The sequence below is a fragment of the Caulobacter sp. GW821-FHT11E11 genome (assembly GCF_058808315.1).
The window spans coordinates 425,473-441,696 of the sequence record NZ_JBXARO010000002.1 but is presented as its reverse complement, the minus strand read 5'-3'; the positions used below and the strand labels follow the sequence as shown (position 1 = coordinate 441,696).

At 68.0% G+C, this 16,224-nt stretch carries 19 protein-coding genes; 11 read left to right on the top strand and 8 right to left on the bottom strand.

What is annotated here, in order from left to right; all coding sequences use genetic code 11:
• Positions 1-37: 37 nt before the first annotated feature.
• The 4 genes from AC1RR5_RS06125 (at position 38) to AC1RR5_RS06110 (ending at position 1,870) form a co-directional block, all read left to right on the top strand.
• Positions 38-502, top strand: a complete 465-nt coding sequence (locus AC1RR5_RS06125; RefSeq protein ID WP_492920243.1) for a YaiI/YqxD family protein — start codon at positions 38-40, stop codon at positions 500-502.
• The gene (gene arfB, locus AC1RR5_RS06120) at positions 499-921 is read left to right on the top strand and encodes an alternative ribosome rescue aminoacyl-tRNA hydrolase ArfB (protein ID WP_454716787.1); all 423 of its coding nucleotides are present in this window, start codon (positions 499-501) and stop codon (positions 919-921) included. Before AC1RR5_RS06125 ends, arfB begins: the two co-directional genes overlap by 4 nt.
• Before the next feature lie 62 nt (positions 922-983).
• The gene (locus AC1RR5_RS06115; protein ID WP_492920242.1) at positions 984-1,289 is read left to right on the top strand and encodes a PadR family transcriptional regulator; all 306 of its coding nucleotides are present in this window, start codon (positions 984-986) and stop codon (positions 1,287-1,289) included.
• Positions 1,289-1,870 (top strand): hypothetical protein, encoded by a 582-nt coding sequence (locus AC1RR5_RS06110; RefSeq protein ID WP_492920241.1) that lies wholly within the window; start codon positions 1,289-1,291, stop codon positions 1,868-1,870. Before AC1RR5_RS06115 ends, AC1RR5_RS06110 begins: the two co-directional genes overlap by 1 nt.
• Here the strand turns inward: AC1RR5_RS06110 and AC1RR5_RS06105 are convergent.
• The 3 genes from AC1RR5_RS06105 to AC1RR5_RS06095 all read right to left on the bottom strand — a co-directional run bounded on the left by AC1RR5_RS06105 (position 1,842) and on the right by AC1RR5_RS06095 (position 3,324).
• On the bottom strand, positions 1,842-2,369 hold the full coding sequence (locus AC1RR5_RS06105; RefSeq protein WP_492920240.1) for a MarR family winged helix-turn-helix transcriptional regulator: 528 nt from the start codon (positions 2,367-2,369) through the stop codon (positions 1,842-1,844). The two genes, AC1RR5_RS06110 and AC1RR5_RS06105, sit on opposite strands and share 29 nt — an antisense overlap.
• A gap of 172 nt (positions 2,370-2,541) precedes the next feature.
• Positions 2,542-2,757: a hypothetical protein gene (locus tag AC1RR5_RS06100; RefSeq protein ID WP_492920239.1), complete on the bottom strand. Its 216-nt coding sequence runs from the start codon at positions 2,755-2,757 to the stop codon at positions 2,542-2,544.
• Positions 2,758-2,823: 66 nt separating this feature from the next.
• On the bottom strand, positions 2,824-3,324 hold the full coding sequence (locus tag AC1RR5_RS06095) for a GcrA family cell cycle regulator (protein WP_492920238.1): 501 nt from the start codon (positions 3,322-3,324) through the stop codon (positions 2,824-2,826).
• A gap of 279 nt (positions 3,325-3,603) precedes the next feature.
• On the opposite strand from AC1RR5_RS06095, the gene AC1RR5_RS06090 reads away from it, so the two are divergent.
• Genes AC1RR5_RS06090 through AC1RR5_RS06080 form a run of 3 tightly spaced genes read left to right on the top strand, consistent with a single transcriptional unit; the run spans position 3,604 to position 4,832 of the window.
• Complete coding sequence (locus AC1RR5_RS06090) at positions 3,604-4,089, top strand: c-type cytochrome (RefSeq protein WP_492920237.1); 486 nt, start codon at positions 3,604-3,606, stop codon at positions 4,087-4,089.
• Between the two features lie 3 nt (positions 4,090-4,092).
• Positions 4,093-4,479 (top strand): nuclear transport factor 2 family protein, encoded by a 387-nt coding sequence (locus tag AC1RR5_RS06085; RefSeq protein WP_492920236.1) that lies wholly within the window; start codon positions 4,093-4,095, stop codon positions 4,477-4,479.
• A complete protein-coding gene (locus AC1RR5_RS06080; protein ID WP_492920234.1) occupies positions 4,476-4,832 on the top strand; it encodes a YybH family protein in 357 nt (118 codons plus the stop codon). The genes AC1RR5_RS06085 and AC1RR5_RS06080 overlap by 4 nt, the downstream gene beginning before the upstream one ends.
• On the opposite strand, the gene AC1RR5_RS06075 is transcribed toward AC1RR5_RS06080, so the two are convergent.
• The 5 genes from AC1RR5_RS06075 to AC1RR5_RS06055 all read right to left on the bottom strand — a co-directional run bounded on the left by AC1RR5_RS06075 (position 4,829) and on the right by AC1RR5_RS06055 (position 13,151).
• A complete protein-coding gene (locus tag AC1RR5_RS06075) occupies positions 4,829-7,192 on the bottom strand; it encodes a thiamine pyrophosphate-binding protein (RefSeq protein WP_492920232.1) in 2,364 nt (787 codons plus the stop codon). The two genes, AC1RR5_RS06080 and AC1RR5_RS06075, sit on opposite strands and share 4 nt — an antisense overlap.
• 14 nt (positions 7,193-7,206) lie before the next feature.
• Positions 7,207-10,350 carry an efflux RND transporter permease subunit gene (locus tag AC1RR5_RS06070; protein WP_492920231.1) on the bottom strand — a complete coding sequence of 1,048 codons (3,144 nt, stop codon included), beginning with the start codon at positions 10,348-10,350 and terminating at the stop codon, positions 7,207-7,209.
• On the bottom strand, positions 10,350-11,474 hold the full coding sequence (locus AC1RR5_RS06065; RefSeq protein ID WP_492920230.1) for an efflux RND transporter periplasmic adaptor subunit: 1,125 nt from the start codon (positions 11,472-11,474) through the stop codon (positions 10,350-10,352). Before AC1RR5_RS06065 ends, AC1RR5_RS06070 begins: the two co-directional genes overlap by 1 nt.
• Positions 11,475-11,592: 118 nt before the next feature.
• Positions 11,593-12,282 (bottom strand): hypothetical protein, encoded by a 690-nt coding sequence (locus tag AC1RR5_RS06060; protein WP_492920228.1) that lies wholly within the window; start codon positions 12,280-12,282, stop codon positions 11,593-11,595.
• 95 nt (positions 12,283-12,377) lie between these two features.
• The gene (locus AC1RR5_RS06055; RefSeq protein ID WP_492920227.1) at positions 12,378-13,151 is read right to left on the bottom strand and encodes a class II aldolase/adducin family protein; all 774 of its coding nucleotides are present in this window, start codon (positions 13,149-13,151) and stop codon (positions 12,378-12,380) included.
• A gap of 148 nt (positions 13,152-13,299) precedes the next feature.
• Between AC1RR5_RS06055 and AC1RR5_RS06050 the strand changes: the two genes are divergently transcribed.
• The 4 genes from AC1RR5_RS06050 (at position 13,300) to AC1RR5_RS06035 (ending at position 16,218) form a co-directional block, all read left to right on the top strand.
• A complete protein-coding gene (locus AC1RR5_RS06050; RefSeq protein ID WP_492920225.1) occupies positions 13,300-13,944 on the top strand; it encodes a DUF969 domain-containing protein in 645 nt (214 codons plus the stop codon).
• On the top strand, positions 13,941-14,882 hold the full coding sequence (locus tag AC1RR5_RS06045; RefSeq protein WP_492920224.1) for a DUF979 domain-containing protein: 942 nt from the start codon (positions 13,941-13,943) through the stop codon (positions 14,880-14,882). Before AC1RR5_RS06050 ends, AC1RR5_RS06045 begins: the two co-directional genes overlap by 4 nt.
• Complete coding sequence (locus AC1RR5_RS06040) at positions 14,879-15,874, top strand: DUF2891 domain-containing protein (RefSeq protein WP_492920222.1); 996 nt, start codon at positions 14,879-14,881, stop codon at positions 15,872-15,874. The genes AC1RR5_RS06045 and AC1RR5_RS06040 overlap by 4 nt, the downstream gene beginning before the upstream one ends.
• A gap of 149 nt (positions 15,875-16,023) precedes the next feature.
• Positions 16,024-16,218 carry a hypothetical protein gene (locus AC1RR5_RS06035; RefSeq protein ID WP_492920221.1) on the top strand — a complete coding sequence of 65 codons (195 nt, stop codon included), beginning with the start codon at positions 16,024-16,026 and terminating at the stop codon, positions 16,216-16,218.
• Positions 16,219-16,224: the final 6 nt, after the last annotated feature.

Genomic DNA, 16,224 nt, shown 5'->3' with positions numbered 1-16,224 from the left:
CCTCCAGGTTTCTTTTTCAGCGGTAGGTTTGGCTTCGATGACCGCCATCCTCTTCATCGACGCCGACGCCTGCCCCGTGAAGGACGAGGCCTACAAGGTCGCCGCCCGGCATGGCTTCAAGACCTTCGTGGTGTCCAACAGCTGGATCCGTGTGCCGGCGACGCCGGTGATCGAGCAGATCGTGGTCGACGCCGGTCCCGACGTCGCCGACGACTGGATCGCCGAGCGCTGCGGGCCGGGCGACGTGGTGGTGACCAACGACATCCCCCTGGCCGACCGCGTGCTCAAGGCCGGCGGCGCGGCCCTGGCCCCGAACGGACGGGTGTTCAGCCCCGACATGATCGGCTCGGCCCTGGCCTCGCGGTCGATCGGCGAGCACCTGCGGTCGATGGGCGAGGTCACCAAGGGCCCCGCCGCCTTCGCCAACGCCGACCGCTCGCGGTTCCTGCAGGCGTTGGACCAGCTGGTGGTGAAGGCCAAGCGCGCGGCGCCGCCCCGATGATCGAGATCACGTCCTGGCTGCGGATCGACGAGGACGAGCTGGTCTGGAAGGCCACCCGCGCCTCGGGCCCCGGCGGCCAGCACGTCAACAAGACCAGCACCGCGATCGAGCTGCGCTTCGACGTCCGCAACTCCCCGGCCCTGCCCGAAGACGTCAAGGCGCGGCTGGAGACCCTGGCCGGCAGCCGCCTGACCCAGGACGGGGTGCTGATCCTGTTCTCGCAGGGCTCGCGCTCGCAGGAGATGAACCGCCAGGATGCCCAGGAACGCCTGGTCGACCTGATCCGCCGCGCTACCGAGCGCCCCAAGCCCCGCAAGGCGACCAAGCCGACCTATTCCAGCAAGCTGAAACGCCTGGACGGCAAGGCCAAGCGCGGCACGGTGAAGTCTGGCCGCGGGCGGGTGAAGTTCGACGACTGATTGTCCACGCTGGCCCACACAACCAGGCTTGCGAGAAATCTCTACCTATGTAGAGTTATGGCATGACCTCGCGCCAGCGCCGCCCGTCCGCTCAGACCCTCGCCGTCCTGCACGCCTTGCGTGACGGCGACTGGTCCTACGGCCTGGAGATCGCCGGGACGACCGGGCTGAAGTCGGGAAGCCTGTATCCGATCCTGGCGCGGCTGGACGAACGCGGCCTGCTGGAAAGTCGCTGGCTGGAGCCCGACCGGGCCGGCCGGCCGCCGCGTCACGCCTACCGCCTGACCGCCGCTGGCAAGGCCGTGCTGCGCGACAATCCCCTTCCCGCCCCCATCATCCCGGCGCTGACGCCGAAGGGAGCCGTCTGATGTCGATGACCGTCTCGCTGTCCCGCGCCATCCTGAAGCTGGCTGGATGGGTCGCGCCGCCGAACCGACGGACGATGTGCCAGGCGATGCGGGCTGAGCTGGACGTGCTGGACGAAGGCCGCCTGTCCTGGGCGCTGGGCGGCCTGCTCAGCGCCGCCGGCTGGCGCGTGCGGGTGGATGGGCTGTTCTGGGCCGTCGTCCTGGCCAGCACCCTGCCGATCTGGAGCCGACTGACCTTCCGCGCCGAGATTCCGATCTACGACCTGCTGGACGGGCTCGGGTCGCCCGCTATCTACAGCTATTGGCTGCTGCAGAAGGCCTTGCTGTGCGCCCTGCTGGCCGCCTGGCGTCCGCGACTGGGCGCCGCCGCCGCGATCATCCACGTGCTCACGGACCAAGCCGTCGCCATCATCAACTGGATCTATGTCCTGCACTGGCCCTGGGGCGACAAGATCCACGTCATGGACGCTCCACCGGTCGTCGGCGTCAGCGCCGTCCTCTGCTGGTGCCTGATCGGCGCGTGGGCCGGCGCGACGCTGCGCCAGACCTTCGCTAGACCGTCTCCGGCGGCGCCGGCGTAGAGAAGCCGATCACGTCCTGCTTCCAGTCGGGCTCGACGATCAGGCCGGTCAGCATCTTCTGCAGGTAGCCGGTCATGGCCGCCTGCTCTTCCGTGGTCAGATTGGCGCAGACCTCGCGGTTCAGCGGGCGGATCTCGGCGCGGATCTTTTCCAGCAAGTCGCGGCCGGCGTCGGTCAGGCACACCACCACGATGCGACGGTCGCTGGGCGAGGCCTCGCGCGCCACCAGGCCGTCGGCGATCAGGCTGTCGATCGACCGGGTCAGGGTCGTGCGATCGGTGGCGGCCAGCTTGGCCAGCCGGGTCATCGACAGGTCCCCGAACCGGCGCAGGGAGATCATCGCCACCCACTTGGCGAAGGTCAGGCCGTGCTGCGCCAACAGGTCGGCGGCGACCGCGCGGCGGTGCTGCTCGGTCTGATAAAGCAAGTAACTCAGATAGCTCGGCAGCGGCAGGGCATGGTCCTCGACCAAGCCGGCTCGCTCGTCCCCCTTACGCATAGTCGTTTCGCCCCCCAAAACGGCGCTCTGTGTCTCATAAGGTTAACGCTCACGCAATCTGCGGCGCCCATACGCCAAACGAAAAACCCCGCGAAAGGCTTCGCGGGGTCATCTCTTTCAATTTAAGCGGGAAACCTGAGCGCCAAAATGCGCTTTCCAGGTGGTACCGGTCTCAGGCGTGGGCGGTCGCGCGGTTGCGGGTGACGCCGCGGGTCAACCAATCGTCCGGATACGTCTCACGGACGGTGATCGACTTGAACTGGGTGACGGGGATGCTGGCGTGGTCGCCGGGGTTCAGATCACGCGACACCGAGTGGCCGGCGAACTCCTCGATGATGGTGATCACTTGGCTGCTGCCGGCGGCGTTCTCGATCAGGACCATGTTCATGGGGGTTCTACTCGGTGATCTCGAGGGAATGTGGAATTCGGTGCGGAAGGACGGTTTCAGGCAGCCTTAGATCTGGCTGGGCTGGACGCGTTCCTTGAGGCCCTTCAGGGCCCAGGCCTCGACGGCCTTGGCGTTGCCCAGGCGGCGGAAGGCGCCGGCCGTGTGCTGCTCGCAGTAGGAGCCGCGGCTGGTCAGCTTGGGGCGACCGCAGAAGCCGAAGTCGTCGCCTTCCGGATTGCCGATCGGCCAGCGGCACGAGTGCGAGCCCAGCTCCAGGATGCCCGAGGTCGGCAGCAGGTCCTCCTCGGTGCGCTCCAGGCGGGGCGCGACGTGGGGGGCGGCGGTGGTCTCGCGGATCGGCCGGCGGGCCGAAACCCGCGACGGGACGCGGACGCTGGTGACGCGGTTGCGCACCGGGGTTTCGCGGACGGTGATGCCCAGACGGTGCACCTTGCCGATCACGGCGCTGCGGCTGACGCCGCCCAGTTGACGGGCCACCTGGCTCGCGCTGAGGCCTTCCAGCCACAGCTTCTTCAGGGTCGCGGTCCGCTCTTCGCTCCAGTCCATGGTCGTTCTTCCCTGCCCGTCCGGAGCCAGCCCGCTCCGTGAGAAAAGTGGTAGATTTTATGGTTAACGCTCGTCAAACAGTTATGTGCAGACCCACGGTTTGCGATTTCACTTTTCGTGTGAAGAATCACGTAGATACCGGCGATTGTCGCAGGGGCGCGGCAGAGCTCGCCTTAAGGAACATTGTTCCGTGACAAGCTCACGGCCCTGATTTTATAAGGGTTTGGAATGCGTCGCGCCGTCGCAGACCATGCGGCGAAACGTCAGTCGGGGGTCACCATGCGTATGTTGAAACTGGGCGTCCTGGCCGCCCTCAGCCTGACCGTTTCGGCCTGTTCGAAGGATAGTGGCGGCTCCGCGGAGGCTCCGGCGTCGGCGCCCAAGCCGACCGACGCCCAGAAGGCCGCGGCTCTGGCCGCCCTCCCCGCGCCCTACAACACCGGCGACCTGTCGAACGGTCAGAGCAAGTTCGCCTTCTGCCGCTCGTGCCACACCATCACGCAGGGCGGCCCGGACATGACCGGCCCCAACCTCTATGGCGTGTTCGGCCGCAAGGCGGGCTCGAAGGCCGACTACAAGTACTCCGAGGCCGTGAAGAACGCCGGCTTCACCTGGGACGCCGAGCACCTCGACAAGTGGCTCTCCAGTCCGCGTGAGTTCCTGCCCGGCACCAAAATGACCTTCGCGGGCCTGCACGACGCCAAGGACCGCATCGACCTCATCGCCTATCTGAAGGTCGAGACCGGCTACAAACCGGCCCCTTAACTGATGCGCCCGGCCCCGCCCGAGATCGAAGCCCTGGTCCAGCGTCTCTACGACGCCAACCAGCGGCGCGACTTCGCGGCGTTCCGCGCCCTGGTCGCACCGGACCTGGAATGGCCGGACGTGACGCGCGGCGGCCTGCTGACCAGCCCCGAGGCCATCCGCGACTACTGGGCCTATAACGACGCCTCGATCCGCGTGGAGATCACGCCGGTCGAGATCCATCTGGATGACGAGGGCCGTATCGTCGTCGACGCCAACCAGGTGGTCTGGAACCGCACCGGCCAGCTGTGGTCGGACCTGTGCGTGCGGCATTGTTACACGCTCCGTGACGGCCTTTTCTGGCGCATGGATGTCGGTTCCAGGGAGGATGCGGACGGAAACGGACCATGAGCGCGCTGCTGGCCGTGCTGGAAGAAGCCTATGAGGCCTTCAACGCCCAAAACCTGGCGGGCATCCGCGCGGTTCTGCACCCCGACGTGATCTGGCCCGACACCCTGGAGAGCGGCCCGCCCTTCGTTGGCCTGGAAGCCACGATGGCGCAGTTCGCCCACATCTTCGCGACCATCGTGCCCAACATCCAGCTGATCCGCGTGCTGTCCGACACCGCCGACGCCTTGACCGTCGAGGCCCAGTACTCGGTGGAGAGCCCCGACGGCCACGTCTGGACCGACACCCGCGCGACCCTGACCTATCACTTCCGCGACCGCCTGCTGACCGGCATGACGATCGTCGGCGGGTTCTAGGCCAACAGGTCGGCGCAGGCGTCCAGGATGGCCTCGGCGTCCAGGCGGTACTTGCCGAAGAGATCCGGCAGGTCGCCTGACTGGCCAAACACTTCCAGCCCCAGCGCCCGCACCCGTTGACCGCGCACCGAGCCCAGCCACGACAGGGCCAGCGGCGCGCCGTCGGTCAGGGTCACCAAGCCAGCGTCGCGGTCCAGCGGGGCCAGCAGGATCTCGATCGTGGAGGTCCGAGCGCCCTCCCCGGTCCAGCGGGCGCGGCCGGAAGCGGTCCAGTCGCGGTGCAGCACGTCGGCCGAGGTCACGGCCAGCAGGCCGGCCTCGGGCATGTCCTCGGCCAGCGCCTCGAACGCCGCCAGGGCTTCAGGCGCCAGCGCGCCACTGTAGACCAGGGCCAGACGCGCGCCGGGCGCGGGAGCCTTCAGCCAATAGGCCCCATCGATCACGCCTTGCCGCCAGGCGTCGTCCACCCGTTGCGGCTGGTCGATCACCCGCGTGGAGAGCCGTAGATAGGTCGAGCAGCCGTCCGTCGCCTGGATCCGCTCGAACGCATGCGCCATCAACACCGCCGTTTCGTCGGCGAAGGCCGGCTCGTAGGTGTCCAGGCCTGGCTGGGCCATGCCGATGACCGGGGCGTTGATCGACTGATGCGCGCCGCCTTCCGGCGCGAGCGTCAGGCCCGAGGGCGTGGCGACCAGCAGGAAGCGGGCGTCCTGGTAACAGGCGTAGTTCAGGGCATCGAGGCCCCGGGCGATGAAGGGGTCGTACAGGGTCCCGACCGGGAACAGCCGCTCGCCGAACAGCGGCGCGGTCAGGCCCAGCGCCGCCAGGGCGATGAACAGGTTGTTCTCGGCGATGCCCAGCTCGACATGCTGGCCGGTCTCGGCCTTGGACCAGACCTGGGCCGAGGGGATGCGGCGGCGCTTGAAGACATCCTCGTGGGCGCGACGCTGGAACACGCCCCGGCGGTTCACGAAGCCGCCCAGGTTGGTCGACACCGTCACGTCCGGCGAGGTGGTGACGACGCGGCCGGCGAACTCGTCCTTCCGGGCGGCGATCTCGAACATCACCTTGCCGAAGGCGGCCTGGGTCGACTGTTCGTTGTCGTTCTTGCCGCCGACCACGGCGCTGAGCAGCTCGTCGGCGGTCGGCGTCGGTATGGTCGGCGCGACGTGCTGGCGCTCGACCTCGGCGGCGAAGGGCGCGCGGGCGACCAGACCCTTCAGGGCCGTGCGCTCGGCGGCCGAGAGGCCCGACAGCGGATCCCACTCCTCGCCCTCCACGACGCCCAGGCGCTCGCGCAGCTCGGCGATCTGGGACGGGGTCATCAGGCCGGCATGGTTGTCCTTGTGGCCCTGGAACGGCAGGCGCAGGCCCTTGACCGTATAGGCGATGAAGAACCGCGGCCGGTCGTCCTGCCCCGCCTTCTCGAAGGCCTCCAGCAAGGTCTCCAGGCAGTGGCCGCCCAGCTCGGTCATCAGCTCGGCCAGGTCGACGTCCTTGTAGGAGGCGATCAGGGCCAGGGTCTTGGGACTATCGGCCAGGTCGGCGTTCAACCGCTCACGCCAGGCCGCGCCGCCCTGGTAGCTCAGAGCCGCGAACAGGTCGTTGGGCGCCGTCTCGATCCAGTCGTGCAGCGCCACGCCGCCCGGCTTGGCGAAGGCCTCGCGCTGGCGCTTGGACCACTTCAGCGTCTCGACCGTCCAGCCGGCGGCCTCGAAGATCTCGCCATAGCGGGTGAACATCCGGTCCTGGGTGGTCGCGTCCAGGCTCTGGCGGTTGTAGTCGACGATCCACCAGGTGTTGCGGATGTCGTGCTTGCAGGCCTCGATCAGGGCTTCGTAGATGTTGCCCTCGTCCAGCTCGGCGTCGCCCAGCAGCGAGATCATCCGGCCCATCTTCTCAGGCTTCACCGATCCGCGCGCGGCCAGATAGTCCTGGGTCAGCGAGGCGAAGGCGGTCATGGCCACGCCCAGCCCCACCGAACCGGTCGAGAAGTCGACGTCGTCCACGTCCTTGGTGCGCGAGGGATAGGACTGCGCCCCGCCCAAGGCCCGGAAGCGCTTGAGGTTGTCCAGGCTCTGGCGGCCGAACAGGTGCTGAATGGCGTGGAAGACGGGGCTGGCGTGCGGCTTGACCGCCACCCGGTCCTGCGGCCGCAGCGCCTTCATGTAGAGGGCCGTCATCAGCGTGGTCATCGAGGCGCAGGACGCCTGGTGCCCCCCGACCTTCAGACCGTCGCGACTTTCGCGGAGATGGTTGGCGTTGTGGATCGTCCACGCCGCCAACCACAGAATCCGTTCCTCGAGACGGCGCAGCAGAGCGATTTCCTGCCGCTTGGCCGTCAGGTGGCCATCAGCCATGCTTCCTCACCGGTTTATGCCGGTGAAGTTTGCCCCTCACCGTTCTTCTCGGCGGCTTCATACTCTTCGATCTGGCGCGCCGTCCACTCCGGCGACTTCGTGAAGCGCGCGAGCAGGTCATAGAACACCGGAACGATGAACAGCGTCAGCAGGGTCGCGAAGATCGAGCCGGTGAAGATCACCGAACCGATGGTCTTGCGGCTTCCCGCGCCAGCGCCTGCCCACAGCATCAGCGGCAAGGCGCCCATGGCCGCGGCGATCGAGGTCATGATGATCGGACGCAGGCGCAGGGCCGCCGCCTCGATCACCGCCTCGCGCACGGTCAGGCCTTCGTCGCGCAGCTGGTTGGCGAACTCGACGATCAGAATGCCGTTCTTGGTGGCGATGCCGACCAGGATGATCAGGCCGATCTGGCTGTAGGTGTTGATGGTCGAGCCCATGACCAGCAGGCCGAACAGGCCGCCCAGCGCCGCCAGCGGCACGGTCAGCATGATCACGGCTGGGTGGATCCAGCTTTCGAACTGGGCCGCCAGGACCAGGAACACCAGCAGCAGGGCCAGACCGAAGGCGATGGCGATGCCGCCCGAGCCTTCCAGATAGTCCTTGGCCTGGCCGCCCCACTTGATGCTGACGCCTGGCGCCTGGCGCTCATCGGCCAACTGCTGGAAGAAGGTCACGGCGTCGCCGACGGTGTAGCCGGGGTTCAGCTGGGTGGTCAGGGTCACCGAGCGCAGGCGGTCGACGCGCGGACGGTCCGGGGTGTCGCCACGCAGCTGCGTGGTCACCACGGTCGACAGCGGCACGAGCGCGCCGGAGTTGGTGCGCACATTCAGCCGGTTCAGGTCCTCGACGCTGCGGCGCTGCTCCAGGTTGGTCTGCAGCAGGACGTCGTATTCCTGGCCGTTCTTGATGTAGGTCGTGACCTGGCGGGAGCCGAACATGGTCTCCAGCGCGCGGCCCACCGACTGGGCCGAGACACCCAGGGTGGCGGCCTTGTCCAGGTCGATCTGCACCAGCAGGCGCGGCGCGGTCGGCTCATAGTCCAGGCGCGGACGCGACAGGCCGGGATTGTCCTGGGCCTCGGCCAGGATCGGCTTCAGCCACTCGGCCAGCTGGACGTAATCGTTGCCCACGGCGATCAGGTCGACATTGGTGCCGCCGCCACCGCCGCCGCCGCCGCCCCGCTGGAACGGGCCCCGCACGCTGGCCACGGCGCGCACGCCGGTGATCTTCGACAGGTCCTTGTTCAGCTCGGCGGCCACCTCGTCGGCGGTCTTCTTGCGCTCGCCCCAGGGCTTCATGACCACGACGGCGTTGCCGCTGTTGAACTGGTTCTGGCCAAAGCGCGGGATGGTCAGGATGGTGCGCTCGGCCTCGCCGTTCTCTCGGTACTTGGAGATGATCTTCTCGACGCGCGAGCCGATCGAGGCGGTGTAGTCGTAGCCAGCCCCTTCCGGCGCGCTGATCTGGATGTCGACGCGCCCACGGTCTTCCGGCGGCACCAGCTCCTTGGGGATGTGGGTGAACAGGAAGAAGGCGAAGGCCGCCAGGATCACCACCAGGCCGCCGGCCAGGGCCGCCGACCAGCCGCCCAGGATGCTTTCCAGCGAGGCGCGGTAAGAGTTCTTCAGCGCGTCCATGGCCTTGTCGACGCGGCGGGCCAGCCAGCCCTCGCCATGCGCCGGACGCAGCAGCTTGGACGCCATCATCGGCGACAGGCTCAGCGCCAGCAGTGCCGAGAAGCCGACGGCGGCGGCGATGGCCACGGCCAGTTCGACGAACAGGCGGCCGATATAGCCGGGCAGGAACATCAGCGGCGCGAACACCGAGATCAGCACGATGGTGGTGGCGACGACGGCGAAGAACACCTGGCGGGTGCCGCGCTCGGCGGCGACCAGGGCCGGCTCGCCCTCGTCCACCCGGCGCTGGATGTTCTCGACCACGACGATGGCGTCGTCGACGACCAGGCCGACGGCCAGCACCAGGGCCAGCAGGGTCAGCAGGTTCAGCGAGAAGCCCAGCGGAGCCAGGACGATGAAAGTCGACAGGATGCAGATCGGCGCGACGATCGACGGGATCATGGCCGAGCGCCAGCTGCCCAGGAAGATCAGGTTGACCAGCACGACCAGGCCGATCGACATGCCCATGGTGATCCACACCTCGTGGATGGCCTCGGCGGTGAACATCGAGTTGTCCACGGCCACGACCATCTTGGTGCCGGGCGGCAGGCTCTGGTTGATGACGTCCACTTCCTTGCGGACGGCCTCGGAGATGGCGACGTCGTTGGCCTGCGACTGGCGGGTCAGGCCGATGCCGACCTGGTCGATGCCGTTGCCGCGGAACTGGCGGCGGCGCTCGTCCGGGCCTTCCTCGATGCGGGCCACGTCGCCCAGGCGCAGCACGAAGCCGTTGGCGTCGGCCGGGCGCAGCGGCAGGCGGGCGAACTCCTCCGGCTTGGCGTAGGAGCGGGCCACGCGGATGGTGAAGTCCTTGGACGCGCTTTCCAGCGAACCGGCCGGCAGTTCCAAGTTCTGGGCATTCAGCGCGTTCTCGACGTCGTCCACCGAGACGCCGCGGGCGGCCATCTCGTTGGCGTCCAGCCAGATCCGCATGGCGTAGATCTTGGCCCCGAACAGGTTGGCCTGGGCCACGCCGTCGATGGTCGACATCCGCTCGACCAAGTAGCGGTCGGCGTAGTCGGCCAGCTGCAGCGGATCCAGCGTGGTCGAGGTCAGGTTCAGGATGATGATCGGCGAGCTGTCGGCATTGGCCTTGGCGATCTGCGGGGGATCGGCCTGGTCGGGCAGGTTGCTGGTCACCCGGCTGACGGCGTCGCGCACGTCGTTGGCGGCGGCGTCCAGATCGCGGTCCAGGTTGAAGGTGATGGTGATCTGCGAGCGGCCGTCACGGCTGCTGGAGTTCACGCGGTCGATGCCCTGGATGCCGGCCACCTGGCGCTCGATCACCTGGGTGATGCGCTCTTCGATGACTTCGGCCGAGGCGCCGCGATAGGCGGTCGAGACCGACACCACGGGCGGATCGACATTGGGCAGCTCGCGGATCGGCAGCGACGTGAACGCCGCGAAGCCGATGACGCAGAGGATGATCGCCGCGACGGCGGCGAAGACTGGGCGACGGACGGAAAGGTCGGACAGCATCAGCCGGCCTTGCCTTCACGCTTCTTGCCTTCACCACCCTTGCCGCCTTGGCCGCCACCATTCCCACCGCCGATGGCGGCGCCGTCCTGGACGCGGTTCAGGCCGTCAGCGACGATCTTGTCGCCAGCCTTCAGGCCGCCGCGGATCTCGACGAAGCCGTTCTGGGTGATGCCGGTGTCGACGTCGGTGCGACGGGCGACCAGGCCCTTGGGACCCTTGGCGATGCGGTAGACCGAAGCCTGGTTGCCTTCGAACTGCACGGCCGCTTCGGGCACGGCGGGGGCGTTGCGCACGCCCTGGTCGATGGACACCTTGACCAGCATGCCCGGCTTCAGCCGGCCGCCGGCGTTCGGGAACTCGGCGCGGGCCTTGATGGCGCGGGTGGCGGGATCGATGCGGGTGTCGATCTGGGCGATCGTCCCCTGGAAGGTCTCGCCCGGCAGGGCGTCGGGGCGCGCGGCGATCGGCAGGCCCACGCGAAGGGTCGACAGGTAGCGGTCCGGCACCGAGAAATCGACGCGGATCACCGAGGCGTCGTCCAGGCTGACGATCGGCGTGCCGGCGGCGATCAGCATGCCCGGCGCGACGTCCGAGATGCCCACGCGGCCCGAGAACGGCGCGCGCAGCACGCGGTCCAGCTTCTGGGCCTGGGCCGTGCCGACCGAGGCCTTGGCGACCTCGAGAGCCGACAGATACTGCTCGGCCGTGGCGCGCGGGGCGATGCCCTTGTCGGCCAGGGTCTTCCAGCGGGCGTAGTCGCGTTCGGCCTGGGCCAGGCGAGCCTTGGCTTCCGAGATTCCGGCGTCTTCCTGGTCGGCCTTGAGGGTGACCAGCACCTGGCCGCGCGTGACGGCCTGGCCGTCACTGAAGTGCACGGCGGTGATAAGTTCCGGGGTGTTGGAGGTGATCGTCACCGACTGGCGGCCCTTGGCCGCGCCCAGCACTTCGATGCGGTCGGTGAACGGCTTTTCGCCGACCACCGTCTGCGAGACAGCTGTTGCCCGGCCGCCACCGCCAGCGCCCTTGGCGTCCTTGTTCGCAAAGGCCAGCTTGAAGCCGCCCACGACCAGCATGAGGACAACGGCGGACAGCGCCACCACGAGGAAGAAGTGCCTGCGGATCAAGAAAACGCTCCGGGCGCCGATGACTCGGCGAAGCTATAAGTGCGGCGAGATATGCACCGCAGCCTAAAGCGACGTCCAGTGACACGCGGATGACTGACTGTTGCAGATCTGAAACAAGCTAGAGACGCCGCCACAAAGCGAGCACGACGCCACGATCGCGGGCGGTTTCGCGCCCGGAAAGCGTGTCGCGCCACCCGGCCTGGACGCTCCACGATCCCAAAGATCTGACGACGGAGAATTCGCCCTTCAGCCAGCGCGCCCGGATCGTGTCCCGGTCGGCCTGGCCGCCATAGGTCTGGGCCAGCAGCAGCCAGCCCTTGGCGGGTCGCAGGCCCAGGGTCGAGTCGATGCGGGTCTCGTCGGCCAGCCCCTGGCGCTTCAGTCGCGCGGCCTGCAGGTCGACATAGACCTCGCGGCCCTTCCACACGCCCGAGCGGCCGTAGAGGACGCGGGCTTCCAGATCCAGGCTCCCCTGCCCCGGCGCGGCATAGCCGGCGTTGCGTCCCGCCCCCGCCTCGCCCGCGCCGACATAGACGGCCACGGACGAGCGCTCGTCCTGCCACGCCGCCCAACGCAGGCCCGCCTCGATGGGTCCGCGCCCTGAATACTTCACCCAGGGATCGTGGCCCCGCGTGACGCCGGCCTTGGCCTGGAGGGTCAGGCGCGGGGTCAGGCCGTGCTCAACGAACACCGACAGCGCCTCGTCGCGGCGGTGGCCGATGTCGACCAGCATCGCGTCCGGGTCGAAGCCCTGGTCGGCCGTGGAGCGCTCATACTTGGCGATGACCAGGGTGGCGCCTTTCTCCATCGGCCAGGCGCCGGCGAGCGCGACTGAGGCCGGGCACGAAAAAGCCGCCGCGATCGCCAGGATCGCGACGGCTTTTCCAATCTTCGTGACGAAACCTAGTCCGCGTAGCCCGGCAGCTCGCGGTCCAGCTTGCGCAGGCAGCCCGGCCACGCCAGGCCGCCGATCATGCCCATGCCCATGCCGGTCTGCTTGCGCACTTCCTCCTGCGCCGCGTCGGGCGCCAGGAGGACGTTCTTGCGTCCGATCGACAACGCCATGACCTGCTGCGTGCACGCGCGCTCCAAGAAGAACATCCCCAACCAGCACTCGGCCGCCGAGGCTCCCACCGACAGTGTGCCGTGGTTGCGGAGCATCATCAGCTTCTTGGTCCCGAGATCGGCCACCAGCCGCTCCCGCTCGTCCAAGTTGAGCGCAATGCCTTCATAATCGTGATAGGCGACCTGAGGCAAGACAATCAGCGAATGTTGCGTCAGCGGCAGCAGGCCTTCGCTGTGCGCCGACACCGCCGTGCCCTGGTCCGTATGCAGGTGCATGACGAAGTGGGCGTCTTCGCGCGCGGCGTGGATGGCCGAGTGGATCGTGAAGCCCGCCGGATTGATGTAGTAAGGCGTCTTGTCGATGACGTTGCCGTCCAGGTCGACCTTGACCAGGCACGAGGCGGTCATCTCGCCGAAGAACATCCCGTACGGATTGATCAGGAAGTGATGCTCGGGACCCGGGATGCGGGCCGAGATGTGGGTGAAGATCATGTCGTCCCAGCCGTGCAGGGCCACGAGACGATAGAGGGCGGCGAGATCGACCCGCGCCTGCCACTCCGCTTCGCTGACCTTGCCCTTGAGGGACGTAATCGGTTGGGAGCCGTCGGCCATGGTTAGCCTCCCTAGGTTATCATTGTTGACTTAGAGCGTCGCGCCAGGGCGCCGGCCCGTCAAGTGCCCCGATAAATGCGGCTGCCGGCTTGCCAGGCTGATCCTTGCGTCGGACCGTCCCTTCGAACGAGGGGACGAGTCGGAGCCAATGCTGACCCTGCTGGGCGTGGCGGTGATCGTGCTGGGCTTTGCCCTGCGCTTCAATCCGCTGCTGGTCGTGATCGCCGCCGCCCTGACCTCGGGCCTGGCCGCCGGCCTGTCGCCGGTCGAGGTGCTGGCCGCGTTCGGCAAGGCCTTCAACACCAACCGCTATGTCAGCGTCGCCTGGCTGGTGCTGCCGGCCATCGCGGTGCTGGAGCGGGCAGGCCTGAAGGAACAGGCGCGCAAGACGATCCAGGGGTTGCGCGCGGCGACGCCGGGCCGGATCCTGATCGCCTATCTGGCGCTGCGCCAGGTCTCGGCGGCCTTAGGGATGACCCAGGTGGCCGGCCACGCCCAGACCGTCCGCCCCCTGGTCTCACCCATGGCCGAAGCCGCTGCCGAGCCGCTCGAAGACGACCGGCGCGACACGGTCAAGGCGATGACCGCCGCCACCGACAATGTCGGCCTGTTCTTCGGCGAGGACATCTTCCTGGCTATCGGCTCGATCCTGCTGATCGTCGGCTTCCTGGACCAGAGCGGCATCACCGTGGAGCCGCTGCACCTGTCGATGTGGGCGATCCCGAGCGCCATCGCCGCCTTTGTGATCCATGGCGCGCGACTGCTGATGTTCGACCGGAAGATCCGCTCATGATCGGTCTGCCGCTCGTCTACCTACTGGCCGGTCTGATGTTCGGCGCTTTCGCCGTGCTCAGCGCCGTCGACCGCGAGAACAGCAAGCGCTTCGGCAACGCCGCCTTCTGGGGCCTGTTCGCCCTGAGCTTCCTGTTCGGCGACCGTTTCGGCGACTTGGGGAACGGCATCCTCGCGCTGGCCCTGGCCTTGATCGCCGGAACCGGACAGCTGGGCGTCGGCGTCCCGAAGACCACCTCGCCCGCCGAGCGCGAGAGCCTGGCCGCGACCTATGGCGCCCGGCTGTTCATCCCGGCCCTCGTCATCCCGCTCCTGGTGCTGGTCGGCTCCATCACGCTGAAGCGCCTGTCATTCATCGATCCCAAGCAGGCGACGCTGATCTCGCTAGCCTTCGCGGCCCTGGTCGCGGCGATCCTGGCCAAGGTCATGTTCCGCCAGCCGGCTTCCGCGCCCCTGCAGGAAGGCCGGCGGCTGATGGACCTGGTCGGCTGGGCCGCCCTGCTGCCCCAGATGCTGGCCGCCCTGGGCGCGGTGTTCGCCGTCGCAGGCGTGGGCAAGACCATCGGCGAGCTGGCCGTGCAGCTGACGCCCGTCGACAGCCGCTTCGCCGCCGTCGCCGCCTACTGTCTGGGCATGGCCGTGTTCACGGTGATGATGGGCAACGCCTTCGCGGCCTTTCCGGTGATGACCGGCGGCATCGCCCTGCCGCTGGTCATCGGCCGTTTCGGCGGCGATCCGGCCGTGGTCTGCGCCATCGGCATGCTGTCGGGCTTCTGCGGCACGCTGCTGACGCCGCTGGCCGCCAATTTCAACCTTGTGCCGGCGGCGCTGCTACAGTTGAAGGACCGCTACGCCGTGATCCGCGCCCAGGCGCCGACCGCGGTGCTGATGCTGGTCGTCAACGTGGTCCTGATGAACGCCCTCGCTTTTCACGCATGAGCCTCGCCCGCTCCACCGCTTCGCGCTTCGCCAAGATCGCGCTGGGCCACCTGACGCGTGAGTATCCCAACAAGCTGGACCACGTGATGGCGGGGCCGGACGACGTCCGTTCGCCGCGTGACCTGCATCCGATCTTCTTCGGCAGTTTCGACTGGCACTCGTGCGTCCACGGCTACTGGCTGCTGGCCACCCTGCTGCGCCTGCGTCCCGAGATGCCCGAGGCCGAGACGATCATCGCCTTGTTCGACGACGCCTTCACCGAGGAGAAGGTCGCCGGCGAAGTCGCCTATCTGGATCGCCCCGAGAGCCGGGGCTTCGAGCGCCCCTACGGCTGGGCGTGGAGCCTGATGCTGCAGGCCGAACTGCTGCGCCACCCCCGCCCCTGGGCCGCCGCCCACGCCCCACTGGCCCTGGCCTTCAAGGCGCGGTTCGAGGCCTTCCTGCCGATCGCCGACTATCCCGTCCGCACGGGCACGCACTACAACACCGCCTTCGCGCTCGTGCTGGCCTACGAATATGCCGAGATGACCGGCGACCAGGCCTTCTTCGACTTGATGCAGAGCCGGGCCCTGACCTGGTACGGCCAGGACGCGGCCTGCCCAGCCTGGGAGCCGTCCGGCGACGACTTCCTGTCGCCCGCCCTGATCGAGGCCGAGGCCATGCGCCGCCTGCTGTCGCGCGAACGCTTCGAGCTGTGGTTCCCGCGCTTCCTGCCAGACCTGGCCCAGAAGCAGCCCGCCACCCTGTTCGCCCCCGTCCGGGTCAGCGACCGCAGCGACGGCAAGATCGCCCACCTGGACGGCCTGAACCTGTCGCGCGCCTGGTGCTGGCGGACCCTGGCGGCGACCATGTCCGAGCTCGACCCGGCCAAGCCGCTGGCCATCAACGCCGCCCTCAATCACCTGGCGGCGGCCATCCCGCATGTCTCCGGCGACTATATGGGCGAGCACTGGCTGGCCACCTTCGCCCTGCTGGCGCTGGAGAACGGCTAGGGGTGCATGCAACCCCTACGATCACTTTGCCTGTACAAATGTCCGCACACGGTTTACAATCGTTGACAATGCAAGGCAGCGGGTTCGCGTTAAGGATGAACGCGCGCTCGAGCTCAGGGGCGCGATTCTAGTTCGGGGAGTTCGTCGTCATGCCTGACGCCGCCCACTGCCAGCGTATAGAAATCGCTCACGTCACCGAAGGTTGGGTCGTTACCGAAGGCGGCCGATTGGCCGGCCACTTCGACAACGTCGAAACCGCCTACAAACAGGCCCTCGCCATCTGCGGCGACCTGTTCGAACGCGGCGTCCCCTCCAAGGTCTACGAACTGCCAGCCTTGGCCTGAAGCCCG